Below are 12,515 nucleotides of genomic sequence, written 5' to 3'. Positions count from 1 at the left end.
AAGTCAATAAGAAATTCATATCAGAACTATGACTATTCTATTGACTAAACTCACGCATTAAGAGGGGAGAGAAATGTTAGATATTCATTGGTTAAAGACGTTTGTAACACTGGCTGAATACAAACATTTTGGTAAAGCGGCCAATGCGCTGCACATGACTCAGCCTAACGTGAGCTTACAGTTAAAACAGCTAGAGCAAACAACAGGCGTGAAGCTGTTAGATCGTAATCCTTTTCATCTCACTCAAGCGGGTGAGCGTTTACTACAAAGCAGTATCAAGACTTTGGAAGAGTTGCAGGTGTGTCAATCCGATCTGAATGCACTTAATGAGTTAGACAAGGGAACCATCACTGTAGCAGCAAGCGATATTATTTCACGTATGTTGCTTATTGGTGCGTTTAAACTGTTCAGAAATGCTTACCCTGGAATGGATATCGTGCTTTTAAATACCACGTCATCTCAAGCAGCAGATTTAGTTAAAAAGGCCGAGGCCGATGTGGGATTTGTTATTTCCCAACAGCAATCTCAGCCGTTGCACTTTGTAGAGTTACAACAGGTCAAATGGGTGGCGTTTGGTGAAGGGTTTCAACAAGCCATCGCCAATCAAAGCGAAATTACTTTGATTCTACTTGGCCATGACACCCGAACGCGGGATTTAATTGATGACGCGTTACCTAGATTAAATCTTTCAAATTATCGTGTGATGGAAGTAGGGAGCGTCGATGCACAAATTGATTGGGCTGAAGCTGGTTTTGGGGTGGCAATCATCCCTGAGTTTGCGCTGTCAACGAAAAGAAATATTCAGACAGATGTTACGCCGTTATCTGATTTCCCGACAACGAACCTCGGCTACATTGTTCGTCAGAATCAAATCTTGTCTAAAGCGACTAAACAATTACTTCAATGGGTCGGAGATGAGATGATTATTTTACAGAAGTAAGGGTTTATGTGAATTGCAGTGTAATTTACATGTTAACTTGAAATCCTAAATTCATGAATAAAATCACATTTCTATTGTTGTGGTGATAACAATATTGCAACAAATGGCGTGTTATTGAACGCATTTGATAACAACGTAAATATACATTCAATTACCTTTTTAATTATTTAATATCAATTAGATAGTAATACTATCTCGCCTCAGCTCTTACTATCACATCCCGTTGTCTAACTTGATTCACGCAAGCTTAGATTTCAAATACGACAGATGTGCTTCACATTTTATCTACGCATAATGCACTTGCTGTAACAATATATTTCAAAGTGTAACAATAAATCCATGTTTGAAGCATGGGTTTTACGCTTCACTTTGATGATTTTGCTTACACACGCTCAACAAAAACATAATTCTAACTAATGGGTTTTGACAACGAGTTCCGACAATGTAGTCAAGCCCGAATATACTCGAGAAAGTTAATGAAAGCCTCAAGATATCAAAGCATCTTGCTTAGGGGAGGTGTGGCGACTGCCATACTTACTCTTTCTGGATGCAGTTCTGCTTTACTTGACCCCAAAGGTGCAATTGGCGTTCAAGAAAAAGAGCTGATTATCACTGCTCTTTTGCTGATGTTGATAGTTGTCATTCCCGTGATTCTGATGACGGTTTATTTTGCTTATCGGTATCGTTCAACTAACACCGAAGAAGAGTACGCTCCAGACTGGGCTCACTCGACCAAAATTGAGGTGGTGGTTTGGACTATACCGATTATTATTATCGCGATTTTGGCGGTCATTACTTGGCGTTCTACTCACGCTTTAGAGCCATCTAAACCCATCGCACATCCAGAAAAACCTTTAACAATCGAAGTGGTTTCACTCGATTGGAAGTGGCTGTTTATCTATCCAGAACAAGGGATAGCAACGGTTAACTATGTAGCCTTTCCTAAGGATGTTCCGGTCACATTCAAAATTACTTCTGACAACATTATGAATGCGTTCTTTATCCCGAGGCTCGGGTCTCAGATCTACGCGATGCCCGGCATGGTGACGCGACTGAATCTGATTGCGAATCATCAAGGAGATTACAAAGGCTTTGCTTCTAGCTACAGCGGTAAAGGGTTCTCCGAAATGAAGTTCACTGCCGCCGCTTTGGAAAATAAACAGGCCTTTTCCAAATGGGTAGACAAAGTAAAACACAGTCCAAAACAGATCGAAAACTGGCAGCAATATCGAGCGCTGGCAGAACCGAGTGTGGCTGATCCTGTCAGTCTTTATTCGAGTGTCCCTCCCGCGCTGTTTAATGATGTTGTAACTCAGTATCCAGGTTCGATGAACCGTTTACCCGAACACGAAGGATAAACGTTATGTTTGGAAGATTATCGCTCAATTCGATTCCATATCATGAGCCGATTATTGTCGTCACTTTAGTCGTGATTGCACTTGCTGGATTAGCATTAGTCGCGGCTATTACTAAAGCTAAAAAGTGGCAATATCTTTGGAATGAATGGTTTACCACAGTTGACCATAAAAAACTGGGATTCATGTACATCGCTGTGGCAATGGTGATGTTGATTCGTGGCTTTTCCGATGCGGTGATGATGCGCAGCCAACAACTGCTGTCTTCTGCTGGTGAAGCTGGGTACTTGCCACCTCACCACTATGACCAGATTTTTACTGCACACGGCGTGATCATGATATTTTTCGTTGCTATGCCACTTGTGATTGGTCTTATGAATATCGTCGTTCCTTTGCAAATAGGAGCGCGAGATGTCGCCTTTCCTTACTTAAATAATCTCAGTTTTTGGTTGTTTATTGTTGGCGTGATACTCACCAACCTATCGCTTGGTGTCGGTGAATTTGGTCGCACAGGTTGGTTGGCGTACCCACCATTGTCAGGGATTGATGCAAGCCCCGGGGTCGGGGTCGATTATTGGATATGGGCGTTACAAATATCTGGTGTCGGAACAACCTTAACCGGTGTTAACTTCTTTGCCACCATATTGCGCATGCGAACTCCATCCATGCCGTTAATGAAAATGCCGGTATTCACTTGGGCATCTTTGTGCGCCAATATTCTGATTATTATTTCATTCCCCATCTTGGCGGTTACCATTGCGTTGCTGACTTTAGACCGTTACTTAGGAATGCATTTCTTCACCAATGAACTTGGCGGCAACATGATGATGTACGTCAACTTGATTTGGGCATGGGGACATCCAGAGGTATACATCCTAGTACTACCGATTTTTGGTGTGTTTTCGGAAGTCACAGCGACTTTCTCACGCAAAAAACTGTTTGGCTATACCTCACTAGTTTGGGCGACCATTGCGATCACCATCTTGGCGTTTGTCGTTTGGTTACATCACTTCTTTACCATGGGATCTGGTGCAAACGTCAATGCATTCTTCGGCATTGCGACCATGATTATCTCTATCCCTACAGGGGTGAAGATCTTTAACTGGTTGTTCACTATGTACAAGGGACGAGTACGCTTTACCACGCCAATGTTATGGACACTAGGTTTCTTGATTACCTTCTCGGTCGGCGGGATGACTGGTGTATTGATGGCGGTACCGGGTGCTGATTTTGTGCTGCACAACTCGGTCTTCCTAGTTGCGCACTTCCATAATGTAATTATTGGTGGTGTGGTGTTTGGTTGTTTTGCTGCTATCACTTACTGGTTCCCGAAAGCAACAGGTTTCATGATGAATGAGACGTGGGGCAAACGAGCATTCTATCTCTGGATTATTGGCTTCTTGATGGCGTTCTTACCTTTGTATGCGCTGGGTTTTATGGGGATGACGCGACGTCTTAGCCAAGATATCAACCCTGAGTACTTCCCATTACTTGCTGTTGCCGCAGCGGGAACCGCCGTAATTGCACTCGGCGTTGTGTGCCAGTTTATTCAAATCTATGTCAGTGTTCGTGATAGAAAAGCGCATCTCGATCTTACTGGAGACCCATGGGGCGGCCGTACCTTTGAATGGGCAACCTCGTCACCTCCACCGTTCTATAACTTTGCACATTTACCAAAAGGCGACCAAATTGATGCATTTTGGTATCAGAAAGAAAGCGGTGAGTTTGATCCAATGAAGAAGGTGGAATATCAACGCATTCATATGCCGAAAAATACGCCGACAGGTATCTATATTTCAGCTTGGGCACTGGCCTTTGGCTTTGGAATGATTTGGTACATGTGGTGGTTAGCGGCCATTAGTTTCGTTGGCATTGTCGTAAGTTGTATCAAACATAGTTACAACGATGATGTGGATTATTACGTCGAGGTTGAGGAAATTGAAGCCATCGAAAACGCCAGACGACAGCAGCTTGAACTAGCCAAGCAACACACTCATGCCGACGGGAACAAGAAGGACGATATGGAGGTGAATTATGCAGGGTAGTGTAAGTACACCAGTTCATGATAGCCACGATCATAGTGATAACAAGCTGTTTGGTTTCTGGATTTACTTGATGAGTGACTGCGTGCTTTTCGCAACGTTGTTCGCTACTTATGCGGTACTTGCCAGTAACCCTATGACGGGGTCATTAGCGAGAGAACTGTTTGAGTTGCCGTTTGTCTTCGTAGAAACCATGTTGCTGCTACTGAGTAGTATCACGTTTGGTTTTGGCATGATCGCGATGAAGCGTCAGGACATTACCAGCCTCAAGTTGTGGATGAAAGTAACCTTTCTGCTCGGGCTAGGGTTTATTGGCATGGAAGTCTATGAGTTTCATCACCTGATAGTGGAAGGGTATGGACCTCAAACTAATGCTTTCTTGTCAGCATTCTTTACTTTAGTTGGGACTCACGGCCTTCATGTGACATTTGGCTTGATCTGGATGGCGGTGTGTTATCACCAGCTGTCGAAGAAAGGGTTAAACAGCAACATGACGATGCGTTTTAGTTGTTTAAGCCTGTTCTGGCACTTCTTAGATATTGTTTGGATCTGTGTATTTACCATCGTTTATTTACTGGGAGTCATGTCATGAGCAGTAATACAGATATAGCTGCATCAGACTACATCAAAGGGTTTTGTGCGGCTTTGGTACTGACCGTAGTACCGTTCTATTTGGTTTGGGCACAATCTCTGCCAGCGAGTACAACGTATTTTGTTTTATTTGCTTGCGCGATTGTTCAGGTGTTTGTTCACTTCAAATACTTCCTACATATGGAAGCGAAGACCTCTGATGGGCAGTGGAATTTGGTTTCGTTGCTGTTCACCATCGTTGTGGTGTTTATCCTCATCGCCGGGTCGCTGTGGATAATGTACAACATGAATATGAACATGATGATGTAGAGGCAGTATGCTCAAAAATTATCTGACGATTACAAAACCAGGTATTATTTTTGGCAACATGGTCTCAACGGCGGCAGGGTTTTTCCTTGCCGCTAAAAGTGAGCATGTCGATATTACCTTGTTCTTTGCAGCACTTGTTGGTGTGGGGCTAGTCATAGCGTCAGGTTGTGTTGTAAACAATATTTTCGATAGAGATATTGACCAGAAGATGGAGCGAACTAAACATCGTGATTTAGTTCAGGGTTGTGTCAATATGGATGTCGCGTTTGTCTACGCGCTATTCCTCTTGCTTGTTGGTACGGCGTTGTTATATCAGCTGACCAATCCACTATCTGCGGTTGTTGTGCTCATCGGCTATGTCTTCTACGTGTTCTTTTACACCATGTGGTATAAGCGACATTCAGTGTATGGAACCTTGATCGGAAGTATCTCAGGAGCAGTACCTCCACTTGTCGGTTACCTAGCGGTCACCAATTATTTGAGCGTTGAATCTGTCTTATTGTTCCTGCTGTTCTGTCTTTGGCAAATGCCGCACTCTTATGCCATTGCTATTTTTAGAATGGAAGATTACCGTCAAGCAGGCATTCCTGTTTTACCCGTTAAGGAAGGTCTGAACAAAGCGAATCAACATATTCGACACTATGTGTTGGCATTTTGTGCGGTTGCCGCCGCACTTTTCTTTGTTGGTGAGGCGAACTACGAATATCTGATTGTGGTAGGAGCGATGAGTGCGTTCTGGGCTAGAGTCACATTCCGCGATATGAATAGCAGCAATTATATTGATTGGTCTAAGGCGGTATTCAAAGTTTCGTTGCTGGTGGTGACAAGTTTCAGCGGAGTGCTAGGACTAGAACTACTCCCCCTTCATTTTTAATCGACAGGTTCACAGTTGTGATTGACGATTCGTGAACCTATTATCCTCTAAACTGTTCAGATTGTTTATTGAATAGACTGCACATACGCCAAGATATCAAGAGCATCTTTCTCGGTAAGTACTCCTTTAAAAGCAGGCATACCTTCGTCGAGCTTTCCCGCTAACACTTTATTAGCAATTTGGGTTGGTGTTTTGAATGGTTTGTTGATCTTGCGAGCGATATTGGCTGGTTGATTTTGCAGTGCGTTAGCCGCTATACCATCACCATGCCCCTTAGCACCATGACAAGAGACACACAACGCTAGGTATCTTTGTTTTCCATTAGCAATGTTGCCTTCAATAGGTGGCTTTGCTGCTGAAACGAAAGTGAAACTGCCAATGAAAAGCGCCATTGCACCTAATAATGTTGCGATGAGTAATTTCAATTTGGTCTTCATATTGTGGACTTCCTATGTGTTTTCTCGAATCCTAGCGGCATAAGAATGAATAGTGGGTGAACATAAAGTTATATTTATATTCATCAGTTAGTTACGTGAATGTTCTCAGTGAGTAGACTCGCAATCAAAAAGCAGAAGGGTTTAAAAGGCGTGGCTTATTACCACCAAGAATAAAGAAATCAACAAACACTATCGTGGAAGAATAAGAATGAAGAGTAAAGCTACCTGAAATTGAGCAACAAATTACTGTTGCTTTTGTTAATTTGGCGAAAAACGTGCTACTGGTGACTGGAAGAGGTTTTGAAATGCTTAAAATTAATGATTCATATATCACATAATATCGATCGTCAATATGCATAATGTGATCTATTTCTAGATTTATCCAATTCAAGAAATGTTTAAAAATGATGTTTCTATCAACTTTCCTCTATTGACTTGTAATTAAAATAAAAGATTTACCTAAACTTTCAGTCATGATTTGTTAACTTGAGCATTACTTGCCTATTGACACGTGTTTTTTAGTGATTTGTGTCACAATTTGCGCGGAATTGCATCTCTTCGGGAAAAGAACTCATAATGAACTCAACGAAATTCATTATGGGACAAGACAATGCTGTATGACTTAATCGACCATGACCTAGTAGACGTTGTAGAACATGATAACACATCATGGGAACAGGCTGTAAGAACGACAACACAATACCTTGAAGAGAAGGGCTATGTGACGTCGAATTACGCTGACGCCATTATTCAGTCTACGATCGACAATGGTCCTTATTACGTTTTGTGCCCGGGCATCGCGATGCCGCATGCTCGCCCTGAGGCCGGTGTACTAAAAACTGGTTTAGGCATTCACATATTCCCTGAACCAGTAGACTTTGGTTCAGATCTTGGCCCCGCTAACGTACTGCTAACCTTAGCTGCCAAGGACTCAGATACTCACATTCAAGTAATCCAATCTTTAAGTGAAATGCTCGTCGACGAGACAAATATAGAGAAGCTCGCAGCAGCAAAATCGAAAACAGAAGTATTGGATATTATAAAAACCTGCTAATAAGGAATGTAACGTGACTACAAATATGAGAGCGAAAGTGCAATCATTTGGCGGACATCTTACCGCTATGGTATTGCCCAATATAGGCGCATTTATTGCGTGGGGTTTTATCACTGCACTATTTATCCCAACAGGCTGGATGCCGAACGAAGCGTTTGGCAGCATTGTTGGTCCAATGATCACTTACTTGTTACCGTTGTTAATCGGTTATACCGGTGGTCAACTTGTTGGTGACAAGCGTGGTGCTGTTGCGGGTGCTATCGCAACGATGGGTGTCATCGTAGGTGCTGACATTCCAATGTTTGTTGGTGCAATGATTATGGGCCCACTGAGTGCATGGGTTGTGGTGCAAATGGATAAGCGAATCCAACACCGTATCCCGTCTGGCTTTGAGATGGTCGTGAACAACTTCTCACTGGGTATTGTAGGTATGCTTCTGTGCCTATTTGCTTACGAGATTGTTGGTCCTGCTGTGACTGCTGCAAACTTGTTTGTTAAATCAGGCATTGAAGCTTTGGTAGCAACAGGTTTCTTACCTCTACTTGCGATTATCAATGAACCAGCAAAAGTATTGTTCCTAAACAATGCAATCGACCAAGGCATTTATTACCCTCTAGGTCTTCAAGCTGCGGCTGAAACTGGTAAATCCATCTTCTTTATGGTGGCGTCTAACCCAGGCCCTGGTCTAGGTATGCTACTTGCGTATGCGAAATTTGGTGAAGGTTTGTCGAAGCGTTCAGCGCCAAGTGCCATCATCATTCACTTCTTCGGAGGCATCCACGAGCTTTACTTCCCATATGTGTTGATGAAGCCAATCATGATCGTAGCAATGATTGCTGGTGCAGCGACAGGTATCGCAACCTTCAATCTACTTGATGCAGGTCTAGTAGCGGGTCCAAGTCCAGGTTCTATCTTCTCTTACTTGGCGCTAACGCCGAAAGGAAGCTTCCTAGCGACTATCGCTGGTGTGACGACAGCAACAATCGTTTCTTTCTTGGTAGCGAGTGCCATTCTGAAAATGTCCAAGAGCACAGAGTCTGAAGAGGACTTCGAGCAATCAGTCACCAATATGAAGGACATGAAAGCGGAAGGTGCTATCAACACAGCGGCTGCAACTCAAGCTACGGCTGAAGGCAAAAACATCAAGTTCGTTGCATTTGCTTGTGATGCTGGTATGGGCTCAAGTGCTATGGGAGCGTCGACCTTCAAGAGAAAACTGACACAAGCAGGCTACGATGTCGAAGTGAAGAACTTCGCTATCGAAAAAGTACCTAGTGACGCAGATATAGTTGTGACTCATGAGAGTCTAGAAAGTCGAGCAGTGAAAGCAACAGGGTTGCCTGTAATTACTATCAAGAACTTTATTAATGACCCAGCGCTAGATGAGCTGCTGGTGACTATCGAACAACAAGCTTAATAACTATTATTTCGGGGGCGTCTCAGCGCCCCTATGAGGAGAGAGAACATGGTTGAAACTACGGCAGCTGTCATCTGCGGAGAAAAGAACATTCAACTTCGCACTTTTGACCTACCAGCTATTTCGGCGGATGAACTACTGGTCAAAAACATTTCTAACAGCGTTTGTTTATCAACGTATAAAGCGGCGCTTCTAGGTAGTAAACATAAGCGTGTACCAGAAGATATTGCAGAAACACCAGTTATCACGGGTCACGAGTATGCCGGTATTATTGTTGAAGTTGGTGACAACCTAAAAGACAAGTTCAAGCCAGGTGACTCTTTTGTACTCCAACCAGCAATGGGCTTACCATCTGGTTATTCTGCCGGCTACAGCTACGAGACATTTGGTGGTAACGCTACTTATTCAATTATCCCGAAAATCGCTATCGACCTTGGTTGCGTACTTCCTTATGAAGGGAACTACTTTGCTGACGCTTCGCTAGCAGAACCAATGTCGTGCATTATTGGCGCCTATCACGCGAGCTACCACACAACTCCTTACGTGTATGAACATGATATGGGTATCAAAGAGGGCGGAGCGCTGGCGCTTCTCGCTTGTGCTGGTCCAATGGGTATCGGTGCTATCGACTACGCGATCAATGGTCCAGTAAAACCAAAACTACTGGTTGTTACTGACATTGATGCAGAACGTCTCGCGCGTGCTGAGAGTTTAATTCCAGTGAGCACAGCGGCAGAGAATGGCGTTGAGCTTCACTATGTGAATACTGCGAATGTGGAAGATCCCGTTGAGTACCTTAAATCACTGAACGGTGGATTAGGTTACGATGACGTTATGGTCTACGCAGCTGTATCACAAGTATTAGAGCAAGCGGATGAGCTGCTAGGTAACGACGGCTGTTTAAACTTCTTTGCTGGCCCTACAGATAAGAAATTCAAAGTACCGTTTAACTTCTACAACGTGCACTATGAAGCGACACATATTGTCGGCACGTCAGGGGGCTCTACCGGAGACATGGTTGAGTCTCTAGACCTCTCTGCAAAAGGGAAGATTAACCCATCGTTCATGATTACCCATGTAGGTGGTCTACAAGCTGCACCAGATACGATTCTGAACCAGCTTGATATTCCGGGAGGTAAGAAGCTGATTTACCCTCACATCGACTTGCCTTTAACTGCAATCGACCAGTTTAAGACTCTAGAAGACAGTGACCCATTCTTTGGGGAATTGGACGCGATTTTGCAGCAAAACAACTATGTTTGGAATGCAGAAGCAGAAAAAGCGTTACTGGAGTTTTATGACGTGAGTTTGACGGTTTAGTCGAAGCTTATTTATGTGGTAGCCTCACGGTTACCACATAATCAAAAGGTTAGAAACTTTGTCACGAATTGAAGATTTATTGGAGAAATTGGATGAGTGCGATAACGCCACCGCCTTTCTTCAAGTTTCAAACAAAATTATAAACCTCAAATTAAAAGCCATACTTCCATCGGTATTCGTACAAGACGAACTAGTGAAGGAGTATGCTGTGGACCCGTTGCTGAAAGAAGATGGGCCTCTCGTGACCACAGATGTGGTGTCAAAGTTAGTATTCGCAATGGGTAAGATTTCGCTAGAAACCTATTCGGATATAGGCCTTTACGACCAAGTGCTGGAGTACGCCTTGTCTAGGCCAGAAAAAGTGTCGTTTAGCGATGACATGATTTATGACTTTATCGAGAACCAAGCCATTTTATCTTCGCAACAAGATAGCTTTTATATTGAATCTCTAAAACAACTTAAGTTCTCTTCATTTGAGACGTTTTCACAGATGAGATACGAATCTCTAATCATCACAGTCCTTAAACTGTCTTGTGAAATGCTCATTCAAAAAATAGAAGAGGAGATCCATCAGTAAGGTGTCACTATGAAAGTGAATTTAAACGTTAGCGGCTTTGAAACCCAAGCTGAATTTCCCAATAGCGACGTTGAACAAATCCATAAACCCCTAGTCGAAAAATTCTCCAAACTCTACAAAGAAAAACAAGACCGAGTCATTATCTTTCTTGCTGCGCCTCCAGGCAGTGGAAAATCCACACTTGCAGCATTTTGGGAACATCTGTCAGAGCAAGACGAAGCCCTAGAAACCTTGCAAGTATTACCGTTTGATGGCTTTCACTTTCCAAATGAAATCTTAGACAGCAATAGCACGACTCGAAATGGTGAAGAAGTATTACTTCGCTCGATAAAGGGTGCTTATGAGACCTTCAATCTGACTGAGCTGGTCAGAAAACTAAGACAGTTAAAAGACCCTTCGCCTAAATGGCCGTATTACGACCGAAATCTTCACGATCCAGTGGACGATGCATTGGTTGTCGATAAGAACATTGTAGTTATCGAAGGAAACTATCTATTGCTAGATCAACCGGTTTGGAATGGGTTAAAGAATTTTGCTGATTTCACTGTGTTCATTGATACCGACCCTCAGTTCTTACAAGACCGTTTGGTGAACCGTAAGATTCGCGGTGGCACATCCGAGGAAGATGCCTTGGACTTCTATTACAAGTCAGATGCTATCAACGTCGATAACGTGCTGAATAACTCTCAAAAAGCAGACTTGAACCTGTATCTAAACCAAGATGGTTCTTTCAAGATTTAAGCGATAGAGGACGAGAGTCATGAAAATAGTCATTGATACCCATACTCATACTATTGCTAGCGGCCATGCTTACAGTACTGTCTTAGAGAATGCGTTAGCAGCAAAAAATAAGGGGCTGGAGCTTCTTTGTATTACGGATCATGCTCCTGAAATGCCAGGCGCCCCCCATTACTGGTATTTTAACAATCAAAGGATTCTGCCCCGATTTCTCCACGATGTCGGCATCTTGCGTGGTGTCGAAGCCAACATTCTAAACACTCAGGGAGAGATTGATCTTCCTAACTCCAGTGACCAACATTTGGACTGGGTTATCGCCAGTTTTCACGAGCCTGTCTTTCCACCATCGACGGAAGAAGCGCACACTGAAGCGCTGCTCAACGCTATGAAAAGTGGCCGAATTGACGTGTTAGGACACACAGGAAACCCCAACTACCCATTTGATATGCGCAAAGTCTTACAGTGCGCGAAAGACTTAAACATTGTTGTCGAAGTGAACAACACATCACTAACTGGTAAAAGCCGAAAGGGCAGTGACACGCGTTGTGACGAAATTGTCCGTCTAGGAAATGAAATAGGTGTGTACTTCACCACGGGGTCAGACGCGCACTTTTGTGAGGAAATTTCAAAACTCGACAAAGCCATAGACCTGCTAACTAAACACCAAGTGCCGGAAGAACGAATTGTGTCGACATCGTCGAGCCGCTTCCTAAATTTCCTGCGTCTACGTGGCAAAGCGACCATCCAAGAATTTGAACATTTATATTAACTTTCGAGCGTTAAAATGACTGATACAAACAACAGAAAAAAACTCGCTAATGCAATCCGCGCGCTAAGCATGGATGGTGTTCAACAAGCTAA

13 protein-coding genes are annotated in these 12,515 nt (G+C 43.3%); 12 read left to right on the top strand and 1 reads right to left on the bottom strand.

The window, feature by feature from the left end:
- Window positions 1-73 precede the first annotated feature (73 nt).
- The 6 genes from AWH66_RS17980 to cyoE all read left to right on the top strand — a co-directional run bounded on the left by AWH66_RS17980 (window position 74) and on the right by cyoE (window position 6,111).
- Complete coding sequence (locus tag AWH66_RS17980) at window positions 74-940, top strand: LysR family transcriptional regulator (RefSeq protein ID WP_006071838.1); 867 nt, start codon at window positions 74-76, stop codon at window positions 938-940.
- Window positions 941-1,416: 476 nt separating this feature from the next.
- Entirely contained in the window at window positions 1,417-2,298 is an 882-nt protein-coding gene (gene cyoA / locus AWH66_RS17975) for a ubiquinol oxidase subunit II (protein WP_063603860.1), read from the top strand.
- Between the two features lie 5 nt (window positions 2,299-2,303).
- A complete protein-coding gene (cyoB, locus tag AWH66_RS17970; RefSeq protein WP_063603861.1) occupies window positions 2,304-4,340 on the top strand; it encodes a cytochrome o ubiquinol oxidase subunit I in 2,037 nt (678 codons plus the stop codon).
- Window positions 4,330-4,929 (top strand): cytochrome o ubiquinol oxidase subunit III, encoded by a 600-nt coding sequence (gene cyoC / locus AWH66_RS17965; protein WP_063603862.1) that lies wholly within the window; start codon window positions 4,330-4,332, stop codon window positions 4,927-4,929. The genes cyoB and cyoC overlap by 11 nt, the downstream gene beginning before the upstream one ends.
- Window positions 4,926-5,237 (top strand): cytochrome o ubiquinol oxidase subunit IV, encoded by a 312-nt coding sequence (cyoD, locus tag AWH66_RS17960; RefSeq protein WP_006071828.1) that lies wholly within the window; start codon window positions 4,926-4,928, stop codon window positions 5,235-5,237. The genes cyoC and cyoD overlap by 4 nt, the downstream gene beginning before the upstream one ends.
- 7 nt (window positions 5,238-5,244) lie before the next feature.
- Entirely contained in the window at window positions 5,245-6,111 is an 867-nt protein-coding gene (gene cyoE / locus AWH66_RS17955) for a heme o synthase (RefSeq protein WP_063603863.1), read from the top strand.
- Window positions 6,112-6,176: 65 nt separating this feature from the next.
- Here cyoE and AWH66_RS17950 read toward each other — a convergent pair whose 3' ends face one another.
- Window positions 6,177-6,548 (bottom strand): c-type cytochrome, encoded by a 372-nt coding sequence (locus AWH66_RS17950; protein ID WP_063603864.1) that lies wholly within the window; start codon window positions 6,546-6,548, stop codon window positions 6,177-6,179.
- Between the two features lie 610 nt (window positions 6,549-7,158).
- Between AWH66_RS17950 and AWH66_RS17945 the strand changes: the two genes are divergently transcribed.
- Genes AWH66_RS17945 through AWH66_RS17920 form a run of 6 tightly spaced genes read left to right on the top strand, consistent with a single transcriptional unit; the run spans window position 7,159 to window position 12,423 of the window.
- A complete protein-coding gene (locus tag AWH66_RS17945; RefSeq protein ID WP_038222468.1) occupies window positions 7,159-7,602 on the top strand; it encodes a PTS sugar transporter subunit IIA in 444 nt (147 codons plus the stop codon).
- A gap of 13 nt (window positions 7,603-7,615) precedes the next feature.
- A complete protein-coding gene (locus tag AWH66_RS17940) occupies window positions 7,616-9,019 on the top strand; it encodes a PTS mannitol transporter subunit IIBC (RefSeq protein WP_086027628.1) in 1,404 nt (467 codons plus the stop codon).
- A 48-nt stretch (window positions 9,020-9,067) separates the two neighbouring features.
- A complete protein-coding gene (locus AWH66_RS17935; protein WP_063603865.1) occupies window positions 9,068-10,339 on the top strand; it encodes a zinc-binding dehydrogenase in 1,272 nt (423 codons plus the stop codon).
- Between the two features lie 58 nt (window positions 10,340-10,397).
- Window positions 10,398-10,916, top strand: a complete 519-nt coding sequence (locus AWH66_RS17930; RefSeq protein WP_006071819.1) for an MltR family transcriptional regulator — start codon at window positions 10,398-10,400, stop codon at window positions 10,914-10,916.
- Window positions 10,917-10,925: 9 nt separating this feature from the next.
- On the top strand, window positions 10,926-11,657 hold the full coding sequence (locus tag AWH66_RS17925; RefSeq protein ID WP_063603866.1) for a nucleoside/nucleotide kinase family protein: 732 nt from the start codon (window positions 10,926-10,928) through the stop codon (window positions 11,655-11,657).
- A gap of 19 nt (window positions 11,658-11,676) precedes the next feature.
- The gene (locus AWH66_RS17920) at window positions 11,677-12,423 is read left to right on the top strand and encodes a phosphatase (RefSeq protein WP_063603867.1); all 747 of its coding nucleotides are present in this window, start codon (window positions 11,677-11,679) and stop codon (window positions 12,421-12,423) included.
- Window positions 12,424-12,515: the final 92 nt, after the last annotated feature.

Source organism: Vibrio barjaei (assembly GCF_001639065.2).
Lineage (GTDB): Bacteria > Pseudomonadota > Gammaproteobacteria > Enterobacterales > Vibrionaceae > Vibrio > Vibrio barjaei.
This window is presented reverse-complemented; position numbering and strand designations above follow the sequence as displayed.